23 protein-coding genes are annotated in these 23,780 nt (G+C 62.1%); 11 read left to right on the forward strand and 12 right to left on the reverse strand.

Features of this window, described 5'->3' with window-relative positions; translation table 11 throughout:
* Window positions 1-14: 14 nt before the first annotated feature.
* Window positions 15-1,229 (forward strand): EAL domain-containing protein, encoded by a 1,215-nt coding sequence (locus tag K328_RS26185; RefSeq protein WP_051285380.1) that lies wholly within the window; start codon window positions 15-17, stop codon window positions 1,227-1,229.
* 59 nt (window positions 1,230-1,288) lie between these two features.
* A complete protein-coding gene (locus tag K328_RS0121540) occupies window positions 1,289-2,146 on the forward strand; it encodes a TIGR01459 family HAD-type hydrolase (protein ID WP_028467732.1) in 858 nt (285 codons plus the stop codon).
* An 8-nt stretch (window positions 2,147-2,154) separates the two neighbouring features.
* Here the strand turns inward: K328_RS0121540 and K328_RS26190 are convergent, their stop codons facing one another.
* Window positions 2,155-2,544, reverse strand: coding sequence for a ribbon-helix-helix domain-containing protein (locus tag K328_RS26190; RefSeq protein WP_051285382.1), 390 nt, complete (start codon window positions 2,542-2,544; stop codon window positions 2,155-2,157).
* Window positions 2,545-2,755: 211 nt separating this feature from the next.
* Here K328_RS26190 and K328_RS25390 point away from each other — a divergent pair, with 211 nt between their 5' ends.
* Window positions 2,756-3,268, forward strand: coding sequence for an Lrp/AsnC family transcriptional regulator (locus tag K328_RS25390; RefSeq protein WP_036555324.1), 513 nt, complete (start codon window positions 2,756-2,758; stop codon window positions 3,266-3,268).
* A gap of 157 nt (window positions 3,269-3,425) precedes the next feature.
* Window positions 3,426-3,719: a 50S ribosomal protein L28 gene (gene rpmB, locus K328_RS0121555; protein ID WP_028467733.1), complete on the forward strand. Its 294-nt coding sequence runs from the start codon at window positions 3,426-3,428 to the stop codon at window positions 3,717-3,719.
* 84 nt (window positions 3,720-3,803) lie between these two features.
* On the opposite strand, the gene K328_RS0121560 is transcribed toward rpmB, so the two are convergent.
* The 3 genes from K328_RS0121560 to K328_RS0121570 all read right to left on the reverse strand — a co-directional run bounded on the left by K328_RS0121560 (window position 3,804) and on the right by K328_RS0121570 (window position 6,636).
* Window positions 3,804-5,084: an ArgE/DapE family deacylase gene (locus K328_RS0121560; RefSeq protein ID WP_028467734.1), complete on the reverse strand. Its 1,281-nt coding sequence runs from the start codon at window positions 5,082-5,084 to the stop codon at window positions 3,804-3,806.
* 86 nt (window positions 5,085-5,170) lie between these two features.
* On the reverse strand, window positions 5,171-6,241 hold the full coding sequence (locus K328_RS0121565; RefSeq protein WP_028467735.1) for a COX15/CtaA family protein: 1,071 nt from the start codon (window positions 6,239-6,241) through the stop codon (window positions 5,171-5,173).
* A gap of 131 nt (window positions 6,242-6,372) precedes the next feature.
* A complete protein-coding gene (locus K328_RS0121570) occupies window positions 6,373-6,636 on the reverse strand; it encodes a hypothetical protein (protein ID WP_028467736.1) in 264 nt (87 codons plus the stop codon).
* Between the two features lie 371 nt (window positions 6,637-7,007).
* Between K328_RS0121570 and groES the strand changes: the two genes are divergently transcribed.
* Together groES and groL are read left to right on the forward strand one after the other, a co-directional pair.
* Complete coding sequence (groES, locus tag K328_RS0121575) at window positions 7,008-7,298, forward strand: co-chaperone GroES (protein WP_028467737.1); 291 nt, start codon at window positions 7,008-7,010, stop codon at window positions 7,296-7,298.
* Between the two features lie 17 nt (window positions 7,299-7,315).
* Window positions 7,316-8,971 (forward strand): chaperonin GroEL, encoded by a 1,656-nt coding sequence (gene groL / locus K328_RS0121580; protein WP_028467738.1) that lies wholly within the window; start codon window positions 7,316-7,318, stop codon window positions 8,969-8,971.
* 88 nt (window positions 8,972-9,059) lie between these two features.
* On the opposite strand, the gene K328_RS0121585 is transcribed toward groL, so the two are convergent.
* From K328_RS0121585 to K328_RS0121600, 4 genes are read right to left on the reverse strand one after another with little or no spacing between them, the layout of a single operon-like run.
* Window positions 9,060-9,806, reverse strand: a complete 747-nt coding sequence (locus tag K328_RS0121585) for a sulfite exporter TauE/SafE family protein (protein ID WP_028467739.1) — start codon at window positions 9,804-9,806, stop codon at window positions 9,060-9,062.
* Window positions 9,807-9,850: 44 nt separating this feature from the next.
* Window positions 9,851-10,477, reverse strand: coding sequence for an HAD family hydrolase (locus K328_RS0121590; protein WP_028467740.1), 627 nt, complete (start codon window positions 10,475-10,477; stop codon window positions 9,851-9,853).
* Entirely contained in the window at window positions 10,477-11,382 is a 906-nt protein-coding gene (locus K328_RS0121595) for an NAD(P)-dependent oxidoreductase (RefSeq protein ID WP_028467741.1), read from the reverse strand. The genes K328_RS0121590 and K328_RS0121595 overlap by 1 nt, the downstream gene beginning before the upstream one ends.
* A gap of 16 nt (window positions 11,383-11,398) precedes the next feature.
* Window positions 11,399-11,803: a tellurite resistance TerB family protein gene (locus tag K328_RS0121600; RefSeq protein WP_028467742.1), complete on the reverse strand. Its 405-nt coding sequence runs from the start codon at window positions 11,801-11,803 to the stop codon at window positions 11,399-11,401.
* A 205-nt stretch (window positions 11,804-12,008) separates the two neighbouring features.
* Here K328_RS0121600 and K328_RS25395 point away from each other — a divergent pair, with 205 nt between their 5' ends.
* Window positions 12,009-13,403 carry an amidase gene (locus K328_RS25395; protein ID WP_051285415.1) on the forward strand — a complete coding sequence of 465 codons (1,395 nt, stop codon included), beginning with the start codon at window positions 12,009-12,011 and terminating at the stop codon, window positions 13,401-13,403.
* Window positions 13,404-13,424: 21 nt separating this feature from the next.
* Here K328_RS25395 and K328_RS0121610 read toward each other — a convergent pair whose 3' ends face one another.
* Together K328_RS0121610 and K328_RS0121615 are read right to left on the reverse strand one after the other, a co-directional pair.
* Complete coding sequence (locus K328_RS0121610; RefSeq protein WP_051285384.1) at window positions 13,425-15,002, reverse strand: SulP family inorganic anion transporter; 1,578 nt, start codon at window positions 15,000-15,002, stop codon at window positions 13,425-13,427.
* Between the two features lie 292 nt (window positions 15,003-15,294).
* Window positions 15,295-17,592: a heavy metal translocating P-type ATPase gene (locus K328_RS0121615; RefSeq protein WP_028467744.1), complete on the reverse strand. Its 2,298-nt coding sequence runs from the start codon at window positions 17,590-17,592 to the stop codon at window positions 15,295-15,297.
* Between the two features lie 95 nt (window positions 17,593-17,687).
* Between K328_RS0121615 and K328_RS0121620 the strand changes: the two genes are divergently transcribed.
* From K328_RS0121620 to K328_RS0121630, 3 genes are all read left to right on the forward strand, one after another.
* Window positions 17,688-18,074 carry a Crp/Fnr family transcriptional regulator gene (locus tag K328_RS0121620; RefSeq protein ID WP_028467745.1) on the forward strand — a complete coding sequence of 129 codons (387 nt, stop codon included), beginning with the start codon at window positions 17,688-17,690 and terminating at the stop codon, window positions 18,072-18,074.
* A 61-nt stretch (window positions 18,075-18,135) separates the two neighbouring features.
* The gene (locus tag K328_RS0121625; RefSeq protein ID WP_028467746.1) at window positions 18,136-19,011 is read left to right on the forward strand and encodes a beta-keto acid cleavage family enzyme; all 876 of its coding nucleotides are present in this window, start codon (window positions 18,136-18,138) and stop codon (window positions 19,009-19,011) included.
* 119 nt (window positions 19,012-19,130) lie between these two features.
* Window positions 19,131-19,766 (forward strand): hypothetical protein, encoded by a 636-nt coding sequence (locus tag K328_RS0121630; RefSeq protein ID WP_169721256.1) that lies wholly within the window; start codon window positions 19,131-19,133, stop codon window positions 19,764-19,766.
* Between the two features lie 142 nt (window positions 19,767-19,908).
* Here the strand turns inward: K328_RS0121630 and lepA are convergent, their stop codons facing one another.
* Both lepA and K328_RS25400 read right to left on the reverse strand, forming a co-directional pair.
* A complete protein-coding gene (gene lepA, locus K328_RS0121635; RefSeq protein WP_028467748.1) occupies window positions 19,909-21,711 on the reverse strand; it encodes a translation elongation factor 4 in 1,803 nt (600 codons plus the stop codon).
* 89 nt (window positions 21,712-21,800) lie between these two features.
* On the reverse strand, window positions 21,801-22,784 hold the full coding sequence (locus K328_RS25400; protein WP_051285386.1) for a lipid A deacylase LpxR family protein: 984 nt from the start codon (window positions 22,782-22,784) through the stop codon (window positions 21,801-21,803).
* Window positions 22,785-22,952: 168 nt separating this feature from the next.
* On the opposite strand from K328_RS25400, the gene pcaD reads away from it, so the two are divergent.
* The gene (pcaD, locus tag K328_RS0121645) at window positions 22,953-23,738 is read left to right on the forward strand and encodes a 3-oxoadipate enol-lactonase (protein ID WP_028467749.1); all 786 of its coding nucleotides are present in this window, start codon (window positions 22,953-22,955) and stop codon (window positions 23,736-23,738) included.
* The last annotated feature ends 42 nt before the right edge of the window (window positions 23,739-23,780 follow it).

A 23,780-nucleotide genomic window follows, 5' to 3' on the forward strand; every position in this document is an offset into this window, starting at 1 on the left:
AGGGGACCGCGCAGTTGCGTCACGTCCTGATCGTTAGCTTCTATCTGTTTCCCGCCATCGCGATTGCGGTACTGGCGCCGGTTATCCCGTTCATCGGTATGCCCGGATGGGGGGCAGGTCTGCTCCTGCTCACCGTCGCGAGCCTCGTGCATATGGGGATGTCGGTGAAGGCCTCCCGGGAATCCTCCGAGCGTCAGCTGGAGGTGCTGGCGCACGAGCTGGCCGTCACCCGGCATGATCTGGATGCCGCGCGTGAGGAAGTTTCCGCGATCCGAGAGACCATAGAAGCCATGCCGGACAGCGGACATGTGGTGTCCGAGCTGAAGGTTCTGCAGGGCCTGCTTGGGCAGCTTTCCGCGAAGGCGCCGGACAAACCCAAGCCGAAACCCGCCGCGGCCGCAAAACAGAAACCGAAAGAAGATACGGGGCTACCCGCTGTTGCCGCCGCATCCGGGGCGAGCGAGCCACTTCTGCTGATCGACGATGACGAGGTGCTGACCATCGTGGAGCAGGCGCTCCGGGAAGACCGGGTCGATCTCTATCTGCAGCCGATCGTCAGCCTGCCGCAGCGGAAGCGGAAATTCTACGAATGCTTCTCCCGTATCGTCGATGATCGCGGCCGGGTCATCATGCCGGAGCAGTATATTCCGGTCGCGGAATCAGCCGGACTGGTCGCCGTCATCGACAATATGCTGCTGTTCCGTTGCATTCAGCTGGTGCGTCGGGCTGTACGGGGGCAACCGGGCCTCGCCTTTTTCTGCAACATCTCAGACAGCTCGTTGACGGATGTCGATTTCTTCACCGACTTCATCGAATTCCTGGCCGATAATCAGAAGCTGACGCCGAACCTGTTTTTCGAATTCGAGCAGGAAGCGATCGTCAACCCGACCTACGAGACCCAGGTCAATCTGCAGCGTTTGCAGGATCTGGGCTTCCATTTCTCGCTCGACCAGGTGCGTACGCTGGATCTCGATTTGCCGCATCTGGCGGATCTCGGCTTCAAATACATCAAGGTCGGGGCGCATATGTTGCATGAGCTGGCCCGGGGCGACGACCCGCAGCTCGACATGGGCCGCTTCAAGGGCGCGCTCGACCGGTGCGCCATGGACCTGATTGTCGAGAAGATCGAGTCCGAGGACATGTTGCGCGACCTGCTCGATCTAAAAATCGACTTCGGTCAGGGCTATCTGTTCGGAGAGCCTCGGCCGACCACCGCCCCCGCCAAATGAGTTTGCGGCCCCGCGCCGCGAGCCAACTTTGAAATCCTCATCACGCCCGGAGTCTGGGAATGACCATGCCTTTGTCCGCCTTTGCCGAGATCGCCGACCGCTATGAGGGGTTCATCTTCGATGTCTGGGGCACGCTTTATGACGGCGGTAACGCTTTCCCGGAGGCGCTTGAAACCGTCAGGGCTCTGGCCGGTATGGATAAGAAGATACTGGTATTGTCCAACTCGCCGCGTATTCCCGCCATCGTCGGCGAGCGTCTGACGGGCATCGGGTTCGATCTCGCCTGGTTCAGCGAAATCGTCACTTCCGGCGGCATGGTAGCGGATATTGTTGGCGGTCGGCGCGATGCGGAAGCGGCGGCACTTGGCGAGCGGGTGTTGTGGCTGGGCCGGGGCCGTTTCCCGGACACGGTGCCTGACGGCTCCTTCACCGTGGTGGAGAGCGTCGAGGACGCGGACTGGATTCTGAACGCGGGACCGGACGGCCCGGATTCCCGCCTGGAAGATTATGAAAGCCAGCTATCGGGCTCCGTTGCGCGTCATCTGCCAATGATCTGCGCCAATCCGGACAAGTCGGTCATTCATGGCGGTGCGCGGCATATCTGTGCCGGTGCAATGGCGGAACGGTATGAGGTAATGGGCGGCACGGTCCGTTATTTCGGCAAGCCCTATCCAGAGATCTTCGGACGCTGTCTCGACCGTATCGGTCTCCCGGCGGAGCGTGTCCTGGTTGTCGGCGATAATCTGGAGACAGATATTCTCGGGGCCAACCGCACGGGTATCGACAGCCTGCTGCTGGGCTGCGGTATTCATGCCGCAGCGCTCGCAGAGACTGCTGACGTCGGTGAAGGGCTTGATGCATTGGCCACAAGCCATGGCGCACGCCCGACGTACTTCTCGGAGGTGCTTGCCTGGTGACGCGGAGGCTAGTGGGCGGTGTCTCCGGAGCCCTGATCGCTGAGCGCGTATTGCTTTTGCTCGACGGCAAAGCGCTGCAGGGCGATGTCGAGATAGCCGGGAATCGGTTCCTGCCTGCTTTCGCCTAGTCCCGGTGCCGGGGCTGCGCTTAGCGCATCCTCGATATTATCCACAACCAGACGGAAATATGTCAGCAGGAAGACGCGCAATGCGGATGACATGCTCGATTCCTGCCGTCGCTCGGCAACCATGGTACAAAGCCCGTCCATGCCGATCGATTCTCTCTTGCAGATATCGGAGAGGCCATTCCAGACTTGAGCTTCCAAACTGACGCTTGTGCGTCTATGACCGATCGTGACGTTCTTCCTGATCCGGTCGCTCCCTATTACGCGTGCCACTCCTGATACTCCCGATTTACTTAAGCACACAACTGTATGGTTAACGTGCCGCATTTCTACTGGTAGTGCAATATCGATCAGCATCTTCGCGTTTGAGGCGTTTGAACGTCAGGTTCATCCGGCTGTCACAGCGCGTTACCGGAGTTGCTTTGCAGAGCGGCCACGGCGCTTTATGATCTGATTGAAACTGGCGGGCAGAAGGAAATTCCCCATGAGCGCGAACGGTGAGGGACAACTGGACAAGGTTGGTTGGCAATTGCTGCGCGTCTTGCAGGAAGATGCCCGGCTTTCCTTCAGTGAACTGGGCCGAAGGGTCGGCTTGTCGTCTCCGGCCATCGCTGAGCGGGTCCGCCGCATGGAGGATGCCGGGATCATCACCGGCTACCGGACCACGGTGAATCCGGACAAGCTCGGATATCCGACAACCGCCTTCATTCATCTGAAGACCTCCGGCGAGCACTATAACAAGATCGCGACTGTTGCTCACACATTGAGCGAAGTGCTTGAGTGCCACCATGTCACCGGGCAGGACAGTTACATGATCAAGGTGATTGTCTCCTCGATGGTGCATCTGGAGCATGTGATCTCCCAGATGCGCAAATACGGCGAGACGACAACCTCCATCGTTCTGTCTTCGCCGGTGAAAGGCAAGATGATCGCGGCCGGGCCGAGCGTCAGGGTCGGGCCTGCCATGCCGCCGATGTTCCTGGTCGAGAACGAGTAGGCAACCGGCGGTCCCAGGCAGAAGTATCAGGCCCGTGGCCCCGGCTTTGACCCGAATCCGCTTGACTGAAAAATAGGGCTCGCGTATATGCCCTGCTTCCTCGTGGAGCCCGGCTCCGCGAAATCCAATTCTATTGTGTTGACCGAGGATTAGAAAAATGGCGCGTCGTTGCGAAATCACCGGTAAGGGTGTCCAGACCGGCAACAATGTGAGCCACGCGAACAACAGGTCGCGCCGCCGGTTTCTGCCGAACCTGCAGCAGACCTCGCTGATGAGCGATGCGCTCGGCAAGATGGTCCGCCTGCGTCTGACCACGCATGCGATCCGGTCCATCGAACATAATGGCGGCCTTGATGCCTACATGCTGAAAGCGAAGAACGCACAGCTGGGCCTCGAAGCCCGCGCGCTGAAGCGCCGTATCGTGAAGGCCGCTGCCGCAAAAGCCGCCTAATACGGCTTACGCAAGTTTGGTTATTGAAAACGCCCGCGTCAGCGGGCGTTTTCTTATGTCTGGTCCTGGTCGGTCTCGTTGGGACTAGATCTTTTCCAGCCCGCACCAGTCGGCGATGAACAGAGCCATGGCCGCCGTCACCCGGCGGACTGAAGGCAGGTTCACCCGCTCGTCGAAGCCGTGCACGTTCTCCGCGATCGCTCCATAGACATAGCTCGGCGTCTGGTTATAGATGCCATGGAAGCGCGAATCCGTCAGCGCAGTCGACGATCGGCGTCCGAGCGGTGCTCCGAACACTGTTTCATGGCAGCGGTCGAGCAGCGGCTCGCCCGGCGTTCCTTCCGGCACTTCGTATCCCGGTGACAGGAAACCCTGCCATTCGATTTCCGGCGGATTGTTCGCCAGGAAGGTGTGGGACTTCGAGGCATTGGCAATCGTCTCCGTCAGCCGGGCCTGGATGGTCGCCGGATCGACGCCCGGATAGAGCCCGACGCGAACTTCGAAGGTGCACCATGCCGGGACGCTGGAGGTCCAGTCGCCACCCTCGATCTGGGAGATCACGACATTCAGTGGGTGCGCGTTATCCTTGAAGGCCGGGTGCTTGTTCTCCGGCAGGTTCCATTCGTCCTCAAGCGCGTGCAGGGCATTCCAGAGCGGGATGCAGGCTTCGATCGCGTTCTGGCCGCTGCCCGCATGGGCGACATGGACCGGAATGCCGGCGACCTTGACCCGCATCCAGACCACACCAACCTGCGCTTGCGTGAAGGTCTCACCAGTCGGCTCAGGGATCAGCACCGCATCGGCCTTGTAGCCCCGCACCAGCGTCGAGAGCGCGCCATTGCCTGTGCATTCCTCTTCGATCACCGATTCGAAATGCACGATGCCGCCCGGGCGGTAGCCCGCACGCTTTAGCGCTTCAAGGGCAAACAGGGCGCTGACGGTGCCGGTCTTCATGTCCCCGGCGCCACGGCCATACATCCAGTCGCCATCGATCTCGGCGCCGAAAGGCGCCCGGGTCCACATCTTCTCCGGCCCGATCGGGACCACGTCCACATGCCCGTTCAGGATCAGCGATCTCCCCTTCGGGTTCTCCGGCCGCCAGGAAGCGACGACGGTCAGGGCATTCTCGTAAGAGACATCGACGGGAGAAAATCCGGGATGTTTGGCGATCTCGTCGGGATCGATATGCCACATGTCCACGGCATAGCCGAAATCCCGTGCGGCACGGGCCATCAGATCCTGCGCCGACGCTTCCTGCCCGCGCGTCGAGGGGCAGCGCACCAGCTCCTGGCTAAGCTGTAGCTGCTCATCGAAACCGGCATCGACGGCGCGCATGATTTCGGCTGCAACTGATTGTTCGGGCATGGGGACCTCCTATCCTTGCGGCGGCAAGTATCGCCATGCACGGACTGGAGGGACAAGCAGCCCATAGTCATCAGTGTGTTTCGCGATCAGCCGGAGCGGGTTTTTGCGCCGGAGACTTCGAACAGCACCCAGATTGCGGCGGAGAGTGTCAGGGCGGCGCCCCCTTGGTGCGCGGCTCCTAATGTCACGGGCACCTGTGCGAGCAACGTCGAAATACCAAGCGCGACCTGGATCGCACTCATGCCGCCGAGGCTATGGATGGCGAGGCGGGTGCGCGGGGCGATGTCGGTGGCACGCATTGCCCGGACCAGCAGCCAGACGATGCTGGCGAAGGTCAGGATGGCGATGATGCGGTGATTGAATTGTACCGCGGCCGGGTTTTCGAAGAAATTGATCCAGAACGGTTCGGCGAAGCCATAGTCCGGCGGGATCACATGGCCGTTCATCAGAGGGAAGGTGTTGTAGATCAGACCTGCATCCAGCCCGGCGACGAAGGCCCCGGCGACAGAGGTGATAGCGATCAGATGCAGTGCCGCGACAGCATGGCGGCGGTACTTGCGGTTGGTCTCGGAGGGTGTCCGGATCAGCCCGAGGGTCGTTCTGATCAGTGTGGCGAGGATCAGTAGGGCCACGCCGAGGTGGACCGCCAGCCGGTACTGGCTGACGGCCGGATTGTCGACCAGCCCGCTCTTAACCATCCACCAGCCGATACCGCCCTGGAGAGCGCCGAGCAGAAACAGGAAGCCGAGCCGGGGAAAGAGCGCCCGGCGGATACGGCCGGTCAGGGCCAGCACAAGGAAAGGGAGGGCAAAGGCGATGCCGATCAGCCGTCCCCAGACCCGGTGCAGATATTCCCAGAAGAAGATGTGCTTGAAGTCGTCAATGGTCATCCAGGCGTTCACCTTCTGGAACTCGGGTGTGTCCTGGTAGAGCGAGAAAACCCGGTACCATTCGGGCTCGCTCATTGGCGGCAGCCAGCCAATCAGCGGGCGCCATTCGACCATCGAAAGTCCGGACTCCGTCAGGCGCGTGATGCCGCCGATAACGATCATCAGGAACACCATGACGGCGACGCCGGAAAGCCACCAGGCAACGGGCCGGTCAATGACTGCGTGCTCTGGTACGGTCGGACTGTAGAGCTGACTTGTCGCGCTCACGCGGCACTCCGCATCTGGTTCAAGATTGGCGGAATGTGGCGTCAGTCTCGGTGAAGGTCAAATGGATGCAATGCCGCACCCTCTGGACCGCATCCTCCGGGTCGCACCCACTGGCCAGCCTTCGCGTGGGGTCAATGCAGGCGAAACTCGACGTCCGCGTGGTTGAAGCTCGCCACTCCAGTCAGGGAGCCGGCGGAGATTTGTACGGAATGGATCGGGGCTTCGATATTCAGCCGCCAATGGTCGAGGAAGCGGCGCAGGCGGGGGAATTTCGGGATCACGTCGTGGGTTTGCCAGATGAAGCTTTGCAGGAGATCCGGGTAGTCCGGCATGCGGTAAAGGATCTCGGCGGTGGTCACGCGGCGCTCAAACAGAACAACTGGCTCGATCGACATATAGCGACTCCACATGTTGCGTCTGGGGAAAGCTTGGGTTAGAAACGCCTCACTTTTCAATAAATAAATTAAATCAATACATTAGCAGCGCTGCATATGGATTGCTGCTTGTCTCTAGCATGTCGAAGCTTGAATTCGCTTGGCAATGCGCCGCGTGGTCACCATGTGTCCCGTCAGGACTCAATATGCTCCCGCCCAAGGGCGCCGGACTCAGCTTTTTTCCTCACGTTCGGTGCCATTTCCTTGACAGTTGAAGTGCCATTCCCTAAATCGTCAGCACTCGCCATTGGTGAGTGCTAATAATTTGGGTTCGCTATGGCGAGCACTCAATAGAAACGTCACTCAGAGATGAGTCATTCGGAGGTTTTGGCATGAAATTCAGGCCATTGCATGACCGGGTCGTAGTCCGTCGCCTTGAAGGCGAGGAAAAAACGGCCGGGGGCATAATTATTCCCGATTCCGCCAAGGAAAAGCCGATGCAGGGCGAAGTCGTCGCTGCCGGCACTGGCGCGCGCGATGAGAACGGCAAGGTACAGCCGCTGGACGTCAAGGCAGGTGATGCCGTGCTGTTCGGAAAATGGTCGGGTACGGAAGTCAAGATCGACGGCGAAGAGCTGCTGATCATGAAAGAGTCCGACATCATGGGTGTTCTGGAATCCTAAGAAAGGGCTGATCCATCATGGCTGCTAAAGAAGTTAAATTCGGCACCGACGCACGGACCCGCCTTCTGGCTGGCGTCGACGTGCTCGCGAACGCCGTCAAGGTTACGCTCGGCCCGAAAGGCCGTAACGTTGTTCTCGACAAGTCCTTCGGTGCCCCGCGCATCTCCAAGGACGGCGTGACCGTTGCGAAAGAAATCGAACTTTCAGACAAGTTCGAAAACATGGGCGCACAGATGGTGCGTGAAGTTGCTTCCAAGGCGAACGACATCGCTGGCGACGGCACCACCACTGCTACGGTTCTGGCCCAGGCCATCGTGCGCGAAGGCTCCAAGGCCGTCGCCGCTGGCATGAACCCGATGGACCTGAAGCGCGGTATCGATCTGGCGATCGAAGCTGTCGTTGCTGACATCGCGAAGCGCGCCAAGAAGATCTCCACGACTGATGAAGTCGCGCAGGTCGGCACCATCTCCGCCAATGGCGAAGCCGAAATCGGCGCGATGATCGCCAAGGCGATGGAGAAGGTGGGCAACGAGGGCGTCATCACGGTTGAAGAAGCCAAGTCCCTGCACACCGAACTCGACGTTGTCGAGGGCATGCAGTTCGACCGCGGCTATCTCTCCCCGTATTTCGTCACCAACGCTGACAAGATGACTTGCGAGCTGGAAAGCCCGTACATCCTGCTGCACGAAAAGAAGCTCTCCAACCTGCAGGCTATGCTGCCGGTTCTCGAGCAGGTCGTGCAGTCCAGCCGCCCGCTGCTGATCATTGCCGAGGACGTTGAGGGCGAAGCCCTGGCGACCCTGGTCGTGAACAAGCTGCGTGGTGGCCTGAAGGTCGCTGCCGTCAAGGCTCCGGGCTTCGGCGATCGCCGTAAAGCCATGCTGGAAGACATTGCCATCCTCACCGGTGGCACCGTGGTCAGCGAAGACCTCGGCATTCAGCTCGAGAACGTGTCCCTGGAAATGCTCGGCACCGCCAAGCGCGTCCAGATCACGAAGGACGAGACCACCGTTGTCGACGGTGCCGGCGAAAAGGCCGACATCGAAGCACGTTGCAGCCAGATCCGCGCTCAGGTCGAGGAAACATCCTCCGACTACGATCGTGAGAAGCTGCAGGAGCGTCTCGCGAAGCTGGCTGGCGGCGTTGCCGTTATCCGCGTCGGCGGTGCGACCGAAATCGAGGTGAAGGAACGCAAGGATCGTGTCGACGACGCGATGCATGCAACCCGCGCCGCGGTTGAGGAAGGTGTTGTCCCGGGCGGTGGTACCGCTCTGCTCTATGCCGTGAAGGCGCTTGCGTCCCTCAAGACGGACAACGAAGACCAGAAGATCGGCATCAACATCGTGCGCAAGGCCATCCAGGTCCCGGCACGTCAGATCGCTGATAACGCCGGTGAAGACGGCGCGGTCATCGTTGGCAAGATGATGGAGTCGAAAGACACCGACTGGGGCTTTGATGCGCAGAAGGGCGAGTTCACGAACCTCGTCAAAGCCGGCATCATCGATCCGGCCAAGGTTGTGCGCTCTGCTCTGCAGAATGCCGGTTCCGTTGCTGGTCTGCTGATCACCACGGAAGCCATGGTTGCTGAAAAGCCGGAGCCGAAGGGTGCCGGTGGCGGTATGCCGGGCGGCGGCATGCCTGACATGGGCGGCATGGGTGGCATGGGCTTCTAAGCCAAGCCTCCAGATACCTTTACGAGAAACCCTCCAGGGCTTGCCCTGGAGGGTTTTTCTTTTGTGCCGTTTGTTGGCCCGGCGTCGATCAGGAAAAGCCAGTGCTGGCGACGATGTACAAGCCGAGGGTAAGGACGCCCGCGAAGAAAACCTGCCGGAAGCGGGCCTCCGACAGATATCCGCGGATCTTGCGTCCGAGCACCATCCCGAGGACGGCGGGGATCAGGCCGAGTGCGGATGCGAGGCCGAGTTCCGGGTTGATATGCGCGCCGTGCCCGAGCGCGAGGGCCAGAGCCGCCGTGGACAGCATGAACAGCATGCCCATGGCTTGAACCAGCATATCCCGTTGCATGCCCATCGCCTGCAGATAGAGCACGCCCGGAACCATGAAGGAGCCTGTCATTCCGGTCAGGATACCATTGGTTATTCCGAACAGCGGGCCGCTCCGGAACGCAGTGCGCGCCGACATCGAAAACCGGAAGCCGGCAAGGCCGGTGGCGGCATAGGTGATCAGCAACAGGCCGAGCAGGGCGGAGAGATAGGACAAGTCAATACGGCTGAGAGCCTGGGCGCCGATCCAGATCGTTACCGTGGCCGTGAGCAGAAAAGGCCAGGTCTTTCGCAGGATTTCCCGCATGTGCCCGCCGACGGCGGCTTGCCAGAGATTGGTCGCCAGTGACGGGACGATGAGCAGGGCCATGGCGCTGGGCAGATCGAGCAGCAGCGTCATCAGGCCGAGCGTGATGGTGGGAAGCCCGAGCCCGATCACGCCTTTGACCGTTCCGGCGAGGAAAAAGGTCGCGGCGGCCGCGGCGAGAAGCGTTGGGTCTTGCATGGCCTCAGTCTAGCCGGTCTGGCAGGCGCGGCAATGCATGGGTGTCAGATCAGAGAAAGCGCCCGGCATTTTTGCAGGCAGGCATCCGGCCCATCGAACAGATGTGTCTCGAAGCCGAGCGCGCTGGCGGATGCTATGTTCGCGGCACTGTCATCAATGAAGAGCGTGCGTTCCGGGGTGATGCCGAACCGGTCGATACAGAGCTGGAAGATCGCCGGGTCCGGCTTCTTCATGCGCTCGGCGCCAGAGACCACGACGTCCTCGAATTCGTTGAGGAAGTCGAATCGCCTCCGTGTGTCGTCGAAGGTCTCGACACCGAAATTCGTCAGCCCGTAGATCCTGGTGCCTGCCGCTTTCATCTGCCGTTTGGCAGCGACCATGGGCTCGATCGCGCCCGGTATCATCTCCTGGAACCGATCGTAGAAGGCCCGGATCTGGTCGGCATGTTCCGGATGGTGCGGGATCAGTGTTGCGATCTGTTCCTCCGGGCTGCGGCCGAGATCGTGCTGGACATGCCAGCCCATGGTGCAGATGTCCGTCAGGAATCGGGTCACGCGCTCTTCATCGGCGGAGCCGTCTTCTTTCACGAAGATGCTGCGATAAAGGTGACGGGGATCCCACTCGATGAGGACGTTTCCAACATCGAACAGAACGGCGTCGATGGCCGTCATTAATCTTCCTTCCGGCTTTCGGCGATCTCGAGAATGAGCGAGGAAATGTTCAGGTCGCCCTGGGAGTTGTCCAGCAAGCTCTGCCAGTGCTCGGCATTGTTGGCGAGCCCCTTCAGCTCCATACCGACCGTGCGGGCCAGCTCCAGCGCCTGATTGGCCAGCTCGGCCTGCTCGCGAACGGTGCGGCCGGCCCGAAATTCGCGGTCGGCCATGCGGCGCCCGCTTTCCGACAGTACGGCACCGCCTACAGCACTGTCGGCGAGGGCCGCCAGCAAGGCGTCGGCTTCGACCCCGGAGGCAGCGGCCAGCGCCAAGCCTTCAGCGAGGGCCTGGACCATCTGGCCATGGATGGCGGCTCCGCAGGTCCGGATTGCCTGACCCGAGCCGACCGGTCCTGCGTGCAGGACTTTGGTTCCGAGAGCATTGAGGAAGGGCCAGATCCGGGCGAGCGCCATGTCGGTGCCGCCAATGGAGATGGTTCCGCCCAGCGCGGTTTCGGTCACCGGTGCGTCGAGCCAGATCCGACCGCTTTGCCGCACACGATCTGCGAAATTCCGGGTCGGCTCTGGCGGGGTCTCGCCGATATCGACGATCAGGCCGTCGGGTGGTGTCCCGTGCAATACGCCATAGCGATCTTCTTCCAGATCGAACACGACCCGTTCGAGTGCCGCGTCGCTGTTGACGGCGATCAGGGTCGCTTCGGTATAGCGGGCAACATCGCGGGGACAGGGCTCGACCTCAATCAGGGGATGGGCTTCCCCGAGCGCGGCTGCTTTCTCTGTGTTCTGGGTCCAGACATGCAGGCGCGCACCTGCATCCGTCAGTTTGCGGGCGACTGCGAGGCCGCGCCGGCCGAGGCCGACGAGACCAATTCTGCGTCCATCGAGCGGTTTTGGGGCTGGCATGATGCCGCCCGTCTCCTCAGGGTCTAGCGTAGCGCGCGGCGGATCCGCGCTCGATCGCTGCGGCGGTCAGCCGGTCGACATTTAGTTCATGGCGGAGCATTTCGAGGAACCGCAATTCTTCCTGGGTTGCCGTTCCATCGGCAGCGACGACATCACAGGCCAGAGCGTATGCGGTCGCGCGGAGTTTCTCCGGCAAGGTACGCTTGATCTGGTCGACAGCGGCATCGAGGCCGTCGGCTTCGCTCAACAGATCGATCGCCGAGCTGGCGATCTGACCGAAATTGCCGGTCTCGAAATCCTGGAAGATTGGCAGCACGTTGATGATCTCGCCGATCGTGTTCAGCTCTTCGTCATCGACATTGCCGTCTGCGGCCGCACTCAGGACCATGGCATAAATCAGGGCGGAGTGGGTTGTGATCATCGCTCGCCTGGCTCTCTAAATTACGTGTACGCCCAAGGATATAGCGGCTCACGACCATTAGCGATACCCCGGAGTGCGGCTGGCGGTGCAATTCCGCACGGCCCCGGATCAGTGTCGTGGCACAACGCATCTTCCTCGTGCTTGGTTGTCGGCGCTAGTCTGGCTTTCGAACAAGGCACAAACGAGGCAGATGGGGGCAGATGCTGTGGCGAAATTACCAGAAGATCCGTTCGAAAAGGGCGGCATAGTCGGGTTTGCGAAGGATCTCCGTGCCGGCCGGACCAGCAGCGAGGCCGCGACGCTGGCCTGTCTTGAGCGGATCGATGCGCTCGATGGCAAAATCGGAGCCTTCCAGCATGTGGCGGCCGAAAGTGCCTTGCGCACCGCCCAGGCGATGGATGGCCTGTTGCGTGCGGGTACCGATCTGGGCCCGCTGATGGGCGTGCCGATGGCGGTGAAGGACATCTATGCAGTCGAGGGCATGCCGACCACGAACGGCTCTCTGATCGAGTCCGCCGACATCACCGGCCCCGAGGGCAGCTATGTGAAGTCCCTGAAGCGCGGTGGTGCTGTGGTCCTGGGCAAGACCAAGACCGTTGAATTTGCGCTTGGAGCGACCGGAGTTAACGAAGCGCGCGGCACACCCTGGAACCCGTGGGATCTCGATACACACCGCTTTCCCGGTGGCTCCTCCAGCGGTTCCGCGGCAGCGACGGCGGCGGGGATGTGCGCTTTTGCGCTGGGCTCGGACACCGGCGGCTCGATCCGCATTCCGGCGGCGCTCTGCGGTCTGTTCGGCCAGAAGACCAGTGTCGGCCTGATCCCGACTGACGGGGTGTTTCCGCTTTCGCCTACGCTCGACAGTCTCGGGCCGCTCTGCCGAACTGCGGCGGATGCAGCGCTTGTGCATGGAGCGACCTCTGCCATATCGATGCCACAGCCGGCGGCGGCAAGTGCGCTGCGCCTCGGGGTGCCGCGGGGTTTCTTTTTCGAGGATCTCGACGATGCGGTCGCCGATTGCGTGGAGAAGGCCCTTGCTGCACTTCGCGAGGCGGGGGTGGAGCTGGTCGAACTGACAGCGGAAGATCTGCCGGACCCGCGTGAGCGGGAGACTGTATTCCCGACCATTGTCGGCCCGGAAGTGCTGGCCAGCCTCGGTATTGACCGGTTCACGGCCGGACGTGACGGAATGGATAGCGTGACCGCAATGAGAGCCTCTATCGGGCTTGATGTCTCGGCGGTCGATTATGCCCTGGCCTGTCGCCGACACGCGGCGTTGAAACCGCTTGCTGACAAGGCTTTGCGCAATCTCGACGGGATTGTCATGCCGGCAACGCCAATGGTCGCGATGCCGCTTGCCGATCTGCAGGCGCCGGAAGGTGCCGCGCGTTCGATGGCGGCGTCCCGCAACACGCAGCCGGGCAATCTCTGGAACCTTTGCGGGATTTCCCTGCCGGTGCACCAGTACGGCTCGGACCTGCCGGTGGGCCTGCAGATCCTTTGCCGTCACGGCATGGATGCGCATGCTCTGTCGGTCGGTCTTGCCGTCGAGGCCATCGTTGGCCGACCGGGATCGCCGGTCCTGGCCGCCGCTGTCTGACGGAAGGTTGGTTGACCGGGCCTAGTGCCCGGTGCCGACCTGTCCGGTTTTGAGGTCGTAGTCGGTCGCAACGCCGTAAGTCGGATCTTCATCGTCGCGCTCTTCCACGAGCTGACCGGCCTTGCCGAGAAGGATCTTGCAGTCGCGGCTCAGATGCCGGAGCTGCAGCCGCTTGCCGAGCTCGTCATAGCGCGTGGCGAGGCTTTCGATGGCCTGCAGGCCGGAATGGTCGACGACGCGGGAATTCATGAAGTCGATCACCACGCGGTCGGGATCTTCCTTTGGTGTGAACTGGGACAGGAAGCTTTCCGTCGAGCCGAAGAAAAGCGGTCCTTCCAGGCTGTAGATCTTGGCGCCGGAGACGTCGATGCCCGAGACGGCATGCATCCGGGTGGCCGCGTTCCAGGCATAGAACAAAGCTGACAGGATCACGCCGACGATCACCGCGACCGCGAGGTCCGTCATCACGGTGACGGCGGTGACGAGCACGATCAGCAGTGCGTCCTTGCGCGGGATGCGGCGCATGATCATGAGGCTCTTCCAGGCGAAGGTGCCGATCACCACCATGAACATCACACCGACCAGGGCCGCCAGCGGGATCTGCTCAATCAGGCCGGAGGCAAACAGGATGAAGCTGAGCAGGAACAGCGCGGCCGAGATGCCGGAGATCCGGGTGCGGCCACCGGATTTCACGTTGATCACGCTTTGCCCGATCATGGCGCAGCCGCCCATGCCGCCGAAGAACCCGGTAACCGTGTTCGCGATGCCCTGGGCCAGACATTCCTTGGAGGCGCCGCCCTTGGTCTCTGTCATGTCGGCGACGACGTTCAGGGTCAGCAGGCTTTCGATCAGGCCGATAGCTGCGAGAATGAGGGAGTATGGCAGAATGATCTGCAGCATCTCGAGCGACAGCGGCACCATCGGGATATGGAAGGCTGGCAGACCGCCCTTGATGCTCGCCAGATCGCCGACCCGCGGCAGGTCCAGATTGAAACCGATGACAATCAGCGAGACGATGCCGACAGCGGCGAGCGGCGCCGGAATGAATTTGGTAATGCGCGGCACCACGTAAATCAGCGCCATCGTGAGTGCGGTGAAGCCGAGCATGAGATAGAGCGGCTCGCCGGTCATCCACTCCATGCCGCCGTCCGGTGTCTTCATCTTGAACTGGCCAAGCTGGGCCAGGAAGATGACGATGGCGAGGCCGTTGACGAAACCGAGCATGACGGGATGCGGTACCATGCGGATGAATTTGCCCCAGCGCATGACGCCGGCGATCATTTGCAGCAGTCCCATCAGCACGACGGTGGCGAACAGATATTCGACGCCATGCCGAATCACCAGATCGACCATGACGACCGCCAGCGCCCCTGTGGCGCCGGAAATCATGCCCGGGCGGCCGCCGATGAGCGCGGTGATGAGGCCGACGATGAAGGCCGCATAAAGGCCGACCAGCGGATGCACATGCGCGACGAAGGCGAAAGCGACGGCTTCCGGCACCAGTGCGAGGGCAACGGTCAGGCCTGCCAGGACATCAGCCTTGAACTGGAGCGGGGTCAGCTTTTTGTCCCCGTCGTTTTTTCCTGTCATGGAAGACATAAGCGATTTCATCGCTGGCAACATGGGAGCGCGTCTCATTCGTCAGTTTTGGTTTCGGGGAGCCCGACGCTCACTCTTCCATCCCCGAACAGTTTATCCGGGCACGCAGGAGAGAGCATCATCTGCCGCACTTATGACAGAATCGCACGATTGTCTCAATGGAATTGTGCAACGCAACATTGCATGCGTGGCTTGCGCGACTCAGGATGTTTTTAACGAACTATCTGAAATTAATGAACTTTAAATTAAGACGGCTCGGTTTTGCCGTTTCCGCAAGGCTCCGCCTATCCCGTCAGCCAGCCGCGAAATCGAAGATATCCTCTTCCTGCGCATTGTGGATGCGAACCAGGGCGTCGACGGATTCGATGATCCGCTGGGCGTCTCGGATCAGGTAGCGGTCCGCTTCCTCTTCGCCTACGCCAGACACCAGTCGGTCGAGCAGGCGGCCGAGATGCTGGATTTCCCTGTGTGCCCGGCTCATGGCCGCCAGCCCGTGTGCATTGCCCAGATGAGGGACGAGCTGAGGATAGATCGTGTCCTCGTCTTCTCGCTCGTGCGGGACGATCTCGTCATTGATGATGCGGTTTGCGTCGGCGATATGGGCCAACGCCTCGGCGCCCTGTGCATCGTCCAGCGCGTCGGCATGGGCGCGCAGCTGGTCGAGCCAGCTTTCGACTTCCTCGTGCTCCTTGCGCAACAACCGGGCTGCTTCCTCTGGCAGGCTCGACCGTATACCGAGGCCTGGAGGAACCAGTGCACGAAGCGCATTCAGGATGACCGCGACGTCGATGGCTTCCTGCAGGATGGCGCCGGCGACCGGGGTCAGGTGGCCGGCGGCGGCAAAGCCCATGGCGACGAGGGACAGCGCCATGCCGGCGACGATGCTTTCGATGGCGATGCGCCGGGAGCGTTTGGCGATGGCAATCGCATCGGCCACCCGGTCGAGCCGGTCGACCAGGACCACGGCGTCGGCCGCCTCCGAGCTGGCGCTGGCTCCGCGCGCACCCATGGCGATGCCGATATCGGCGGCCGCCAGGGCCGGCGCGTCGTTGATGCCGTCCCCGACCATCAGGGTGGAATGACGCTTTTTCTCGAACTCGACCGCATCGACCTTGTCGGCGGGCACCCGGTTGGCCAGCACCGCATCCAGATCGAGCGCGGCACCGATGGTCTCCGCCGCATCGGCATGGTCGCCGGTGACCATGACGATGCGGCCGATCCCGGCCTCGCGCAGGGCGCGGATGGCGCGCGGCGCTTCCCGGCGCAGGCTGTCGCCGAGCAGCAGGGCGCCGACCAGCTCGCCGTCGATGGTGACGAAGACGGACAGGGCAGAGCGCCAGGAGGCGCGGCGCTGGGCCCGGTCAACCCATGTCGCGCGCTGATTGCCGCCGGTGGTCATGGTCAGGCTGCCGGCCGCGATCCGTCTGCCCTCGACCATGCCGGCAAGACCGGCGCCAAGGTCCTCGCGCACATCCGTCGGCGGCACCAGCGTCAACCCGCGGGCCTCGGCGGCGTTCACGATGGCCTGGGCGATGACGTGATGGGAGGCCTGTTCCAGACAGGCGGCGAGGCGCAGCACTTCGCTCGGGTCCGCACCCGGCGCGGTTTCCACCGCGACCAGCCGGGCGCCGCCGATGGTCAGTGTGCCGGTCTTGTCGAACAGGATCGTGTAGGCCCTCGCCATTGCTTCGAGTGCGGCGCCGCCCTTGACCAACACGCCGCGTCTGGCTGCCTGCGAGACGCCGGAAATGAAGGCGACCGGGGCGGCCAGGATCAGTGGGCAGGGTGTGGCCACGACCAGCACGGCAAGACCGCGCACCGGGTCGCCGGACAGGATCCAGGCGCCGCCTGCAACCACGACTGACAGCGGCAGCAGCAGGAGGGCGAACCGGTCGGCCAGCCGGATGAAGGGCGCTTGCGCGGTCTGCGCCGCCGCGACCATGGCAACGATCCCGGCATAGGTGCTCTCGCTGGCCGTGGCGGTGGCCTGCAAGGTGAAGGGCACGCCTGCATTGATGGCGCCGCTGCGCACCGGCTCGCCGGCATGGCGCTGCACCGGGATCGGCTCTCCCGTAAGGGCCGACTCGTCGATCACGATGTTCGACTCGGTACCGTTCTGCAGGATCACGCCATCGACCGGAATGATCTCGCCGGTACGGACCAGCAGCCGGTCGCGCTCCGCCACCTGCTCGATGTCGATATCCTCGAGCGTGCCGCCGGTATGGCGATGCGCGATGCGGGGCGCCCGGTCGGTCAGGCTCTTCAGGTTGCGCTCCGCCCGGGAGACGGCGAAATCTTCCAGCACATTGCCGCCGGCATACATCACCGCGACGACGATTCCGGCCAGGGTTTCGCCGAGCGCCAGGGCGGCCGACATCGAGAGCAGGGCGACCGCATCGACGCCCATGCGGCCCGCCAGCAGGTCTCGCACAATGGTCACCGCCAGCGAGACGACGACGGGCACGGTGGCAAGGCCCCAGATCCAGGCGGCGGCACCGTCTTTGTCGAGCTGCCAGGCGATGAGCCCGGCGATAAGTCCCGCAACGGCGATCCCGATCAGTAACCGGCCTAAAAGACGTGTTGAAATCATGGTTCTCTCTGTCACCCTGTGGGACACGTCATTGCGCTCATGTGACGATCAGCGCTACGCATTTAACGGCATTGCGTATTAACGGGGGCTTACCGATGCAATATAAAGAACCGCCTACACGGCGCTACAGCAAAGGGCAGAAGATCTTTGTCGAGGGCGACGAATCCCGGGAAGCATTTATCCTGCGCAGCGGGTCGGTCGAGGTTTCGATCGGCACGGGCAGCGATCGTAAAGTGCTCGACGTCATCACCGCCAATCAGATGTTCGGGGAGATGGGGCTGATCGGGAATACGGCGCGCACGGCCACGGTCAAGTGTCTCGAGGAAACGGTGGTGACCGTGGTCGACCGAAAACTGATCGAGGCCAAGGTCGAAGAGATGGATCCCTATATCCGCTATCTGATGCAATCCCTGATCGACCGGTTGGCCCGGACCTCCAAGAAGGCAGCGAAGATGCGGCCCTGGGAGCTTTTGCCCCGTTAAGAAAGCTGGCTTGTTACCCACCGGGTCGTGACGGCTGCGGGACAGCGAAAAAGGATACGCCGTGAACAAGATCTGGCTGGAAGCCGCCGTCAACGGTCCCTGGACCCGGAAGAACCAGCCCTCTATTCCGGTCTCGCCGGAAGAGATTGCCGCTGACTGCATCGCCTGCGCGAAAGCAGGCGCGGCCATCGTCCACTTCCATCCCTATGATGTGATTACCGGCCTGCAGGTCGATACGACCGAGGCCTATGCCGAAGTGATCGAGCGGGTGCGCGAGGTGGATGAGAAAGTGATCATCTACGGCACCCTGCCGATGGCGGGTCTGCCGAATGTCTCCAACACGATGAGCCCGGCGCAACGCTTCGCTCATGTGAAGGGCCTGGCCGAGCGCGGTCTGATCGAATGGAGCGTGGTCGATCCCGGCAGCACCAACATCACCCACGATGCCTGGATCGCCGAGGGCCGCGAGGGCTTCACCTATTTCAACCCGGAAAGCCATGTCCGCTATGGGCTGGAGCTTTGCGCCGAACAAGGCCTGCACCCGAGCTACGCCATCTACGAGCCCGGTTTCATTCGTCAGGGCGCGGCCCTGCACCGCGCGACGCCCGGCTGCCCGACACCGCTTTATCGCTACATGTTCTCCGACCGCCTGACCTTCAGCTTCCCGCCGGAACTCTACGCGCTGGAAGCCTACAACACCCTGCGCGAGGCCGAAGCCCCCGGCACCCCCTGGATGGTCGCCGGCCTCGCCGTCGACATCCGCCCGCTGATCGCCCCCGCCGTCGAGCGCGGCGGCCATGTGCGGGTCGGGCTGGAGGACCAGCCGTTCGGGGTTAAGACGACGAATGTCGCGCTGGTCGAGGAGGCGGCACGGCTGATCGCAGCGGAAGGTGGCACGCTGGCGACCCCGGACGAGGTGCGGGCGGAATTGGTATGATCAGCTCTTCTCATCATCGTTTTGGCTTCAAAACTGTGAGCCCGAGCAAGGCGCGCGGGATAAGGTCGGTTGGGCACAAGATTGCTGTGTTGATGCTTCTTGCTTTCTCCGGCTGCACAATGAACCCGCATCTTGTGGAGCATGGTTCCTGGTTCGCGGAACGTGATCTCAGAACAACCGAACGGGCCTTAGCGTTCCTCGCATTGGACCGGGCGTTCGAATGCGGACGCGCCGAACAGCCCGATGCCTATGACTGGATCGAAGAGGCTGACCGGATGCTCTTAGTAGACTGGAACCTCGTCTTTCGCCCGGGGATGAGTGTTGTTGGGACACAGGACGCGCGAGGCCGGGTCGACCAACTGACCTGGGACCGCGGCCGGGCCTATGTCGCGTTTGTCCCGGACACGTCGCTTGCGTCAGTGATCCCTTCTGATTGCACACTGAAAGCGGCGCCCAGCAAAAGGTTCGTCCGAACCGTGCCTCGTCTGCGGAAGAGGTTCGAAGAGCGGCAGATCATCAGGATGCTCGGTCTTGACGTGGCTGCGGAGGTGGTTTGGACTCGCGGTGAGTTGGAGAACTGCATCCTCATGCACCAGGCCTTCGTGCGGGTTTTTCGTGGGAAGCAGCAGCGGTTGATTCTTTCCCTTGCGGATTGCGGTCAGCGCTATCGTCACTATCTCACGCAGCGCATGTACGAGGTGCGGAACATTCTGGAAAGCACGACATTCAATCCGAGGGTCTTTGGGAAAAACTGAACCTTAGGCCAGTTATGTCGCCTTCCCGGTCGGAGAGTCGGGATCTAGGTGATCATGAGGCATGTACGGTCGAAAGATCCCGGATCGGGGTCTGGGATAACGATCTTGGGTGGGCAGCGTAGGGCGACGGGCGAAAACCGCCCTAGTTATCGCCCATCTTGAGAGCTTCGATGAAGGCGCTCTGCGGGATGTCGACATTGCCGAATTGCCGCATCTTCTTTTTGCCTTCCTTCTGCTTCTCCAGCAGCTTCTTCTTCCGGCTGATGTCGCCGCCATAGCATTTCGCGGTCACGTCCTTGCGCATGGCGCTGACGGTCTCGCGGGCGATGACCTTGCCGCCGATCGCCGCCTGGATGGCGATCTTGAAGAGCTGCCGCGGGATCAGGTCCTTCAACCGGGCGCACATGGCCCGGCCCCGGAACTCGGCCTGGTTGCGGTGGACGATCATGGAGAGCGCGTCCATCGGCTCCTGGTTCACCAGCACGCTGAGCTTGACCAGATCACCTTCTTCGTAGCTTTCCAGCGCATAGTCGAAGCTGGCATAGCCGCGTGAGATGCTTTTCAGCCGGTCGTAGAAATCGAACACGACTTCGTTAAGCGGTAGTTTGTAGACGGCCATGGCGCGGCTGCCGACATAGGTCAGCTCGATCTGTTCGCCGCGCCGCTCGGTGCAGAGCGCGAGCACCGGGCCGAGATATTCGTCCGGCACCATGATCGTCGCCTTGATCCACGGCTCCTCAATGCTTTCGATCCGCATCACGTCCGGCATGTCCGCCGGATTGTGCAGCTCGATCTGTTCGCCCTTGGTCAGGTTGATGCGGTAGACCACGCTCGGCGCGGTGGTGATCAGGTCGAGGTTGAATTCCCGTTCCAGCCGCTCCTGGATGATCTCCAGATGCAACAGACCGAGGAAGCCGCAGCGGAAGCCGAAGCCGAGTGCTGCGGAGCTTTCCGCCTCGAAGCTGAAGCTGGCATCGTTCAGGCGGAGCTTTTCCAGGCTGTCGCGTAGGTCGGGATAATCGTTGGCATCGACCGGGAACAGGCCGCAGAACACCACCGGGATGCTCGGCTTGAAGCCCGGTAGCGGGGTGTCGCAGGGGCGCTTTTCCTCGGTGATGGTGTCGCCGACCTGACAGTCGGCCACGGTCTTGATCGAGGCGCTCATGAAGCCAAGCTCGCCCGGGCCAAGCTCCTTGAATTCGGTCAGCTTCGGCGTGAAGGCGCCGACCTTCTCGACCAGATGCGTGGCACCGGTCTGCATCAGCTTGATCTTCTGGCCCTTCTTAAGCACGCCCTGGCGTACCCGGACCAGCGCCATGACGCCGAGATAGCTGTCGTACCAGCTGTCCACCAGCATGGCCTGCAGCGGCTTCTCGCGATCTCCGGTCGGCGCCGGCAGGCGATTTACCAGCGCTTCCAGAACGGCCTTGATGTTGAGTCCGGTCTTGGCCGAGACCTCGATCGCATCCGAGGTGTCGATGCCGATCACGTCCTCGATCTGCTCCTTAACCCGGGGCACATCGGCGGCGGGCAGGTCGACCTTGTTCAGGACCGGGATGATCTCGTGGTCCTGCTCGATGGCCTGATAGACGTTGGCCAGGGTCTGCGCCTCGACACCCTGACTGGCGTCGACCACGAGGATCGAGCCCTCGCAGGCGGCCAGGGACCGGCTGACCTCGTAGGCGAAGTCGACATGGCCTGGCGTGTCCATCAGGTTGATCTGATAGGTCTCGCCATTGTCGGCGGTGTAGTAAAGCCGCACGGTCTGCGCCTTGATGGTGATACCGCGCTCGCGCTCGATATCCATGCTGTCGAGCACCTGCTCCTTCATCTCCCGGTCGGCGAGGCCGCCGCAGAGTTGAATGAGCCGATCGGCCAGCGTGGACTTGCCGTGGTCGATATGGGCGATGATCGCGAAGTTACGGATATGGCTGAGGTCGGTCATGTAGGGCAAATACCGTCAAAGTTGCTGGCCGGGAAAATAGGGCCGACCGGGCATTGTGGCAATGCGGAAACGGTGGAGGCTGATCTGCTTCAGAAACTGTAGGCCACGCCGAGGGAGCCGAAACTGGAAAAGTCCTCGTCGTTGGTGAATTCCGGCGTCCGGATGACCTGGGTCAGGGAGACCCGGGCCCGGCCGACATTGAAGACGATTCCATAGGTGAAATCGCCCACCATCAGCTTCTTGTCGACCGAGGGGCTGTCCTGGAAGGTATTGCCGTCGAGGAAGATGTTGCGGCCGACCATCCGGCCCTCGATCCCGGCAAAAAGGTACCAGCCGAAATCCTCGCTGGGCGCGAAGTAACCTGAGCCCGGCGTGCTCGGCTGGATACGGGGCGGCCCGTAATCGCCGGTCGGCAGGTCCTTGCCGAAGCGCACCATCATGCCGGCGTTGACATGGGTGAAGACATTGCCGAGTGCGCCGCCGATGTAGGGCGAGGCGTCGATCTGGTACCCGTAGGGGGCGCCGAGCAGACGGTCGGCCCATTTATGTTCCGCCGTCAGCAACAGTGCCGGCTCGTTTTTCAGCTGGGAGTCCCAGCCCCGCGGCTCGCGGGTGTCGATCAGGCTGTGCACGAAGCTCTGCACCGGCTCGCCGAGGGCGGCCGGGCCGACCACGCCAAGGCTGAGCTGCAGGGAGGTCACGCTTTTGCCGGTATCCGCGAGCACGCCGACGGCGCCGTAGAGCCAGGCCCCGTAGGGCCGGTCCGCCGGGTCGGGACTCTTTCGCTCGATATCCTGCGGCGTGTAAAGGTTCTGGCCAAGCTGGTAGGTCACGCGGATATCCGCGCCCGGATCGATGAAAGGTGCCGCCGCGTAACGGACGCCATCGGGCACCCGGTTCAGCGTGTCGGTCCATTGCAGGGCCACACCGTTAGTGTAATCACGGTCGGCGCCGTTAACGAGATCGTTCTCAACCGTGACGGTGAAGGCGCTGTCGGGGGATTCCGCGCGGGCAAAGTCCGGGGCGGCGCACAGCACGGCAAGGACTGCGGCAGCAGCCGCTAAGCGGTTCATTCTCATCGATTGTCCGGTAACAAAAGGCTTAATTCCAAAGCGGATATAGACCGCTTCCATGGCAATACAATGGACGAGATTGCCACGTCACGCCATCACCGCGCAGACTGTAGTCTCGCCGACCGGCCCGGAGCGCCTGCGTCGGCGCAAGAACCCGGGGAGGAAACCATGCCGCATATCGACGCCAACGGAATCACGCTGCATTACCGGATCGACGGGCCGGAGGATGGGCGACCGTTGCTGCTTTCCAACTCGCTCGCCTCAAACCTGCATATGTGGGACCCGCAGATTGCGGACCTGACGTCCGCCGGGTTCCGGGTGATCCGCTATGACAGCCGAGGCCATGGCGGGTCCGGTGCGCCGGAAGGTGCTTATTCCATCGAGATGCTGGCCGAGGATGCGGTGGCGCTGCTCGACGGGCTCGGTGTCGACAGGGCGGATTATTGCGGGCTCTCCAAGGGCGGCATGGTCGGTCAGATGCTCGGGGTCAGGCACCGGGACCGGGTGAAGACACTGATCCTGGCCGACACCAGCGCGCATATGCCGACGCAGGAAATGTGGGATGGCCGGGTGCGAACGGTGGAGAAAGGCGGGATGGCGGCCGTTGTCGACGCCACCATCGAGCGCTGGTTCACCCCGGCAAGCCAGCAGCGTCTGAAGCAGGATATCGACACGGTGCGGGAGATGATCCTCGGCACCCCGCCTCAGGGTTTCATCGGCTGCTGCCGCGCCATTCAGGCCATGGACCAGCGCGAGACCATTGGCGGCATCGACATCCCGACTCTGGTGATCGTCGGCGCCGACGATCCGGCAACCACGCCGGAGCACGCCCGCGAGATCCACGGCCTGATCAAGGGCTCCCGCTATGCCGAGATTCCGGAGGCGGCGCATTTCTCGAACTTCGAGCAGCCGGATGCCTTCACCAAGGCGATGCTTGGGTTTCTCAACACCTGACTTTCGACCGTCCTTGCGGCGCGACTCTTTTTCCGTGCCGTC

The sequence above is a fragment of the Nisaea denitrificans DSM 18348 genome, assembly GCF_000426505.1.
Classification (GTDB): Bacteria; Pseudomonadota; Alphaproteobacteria; order Thalassobaculales; family Thalassobaculaceae; genus Nisaea; species Nisaea denitrificans.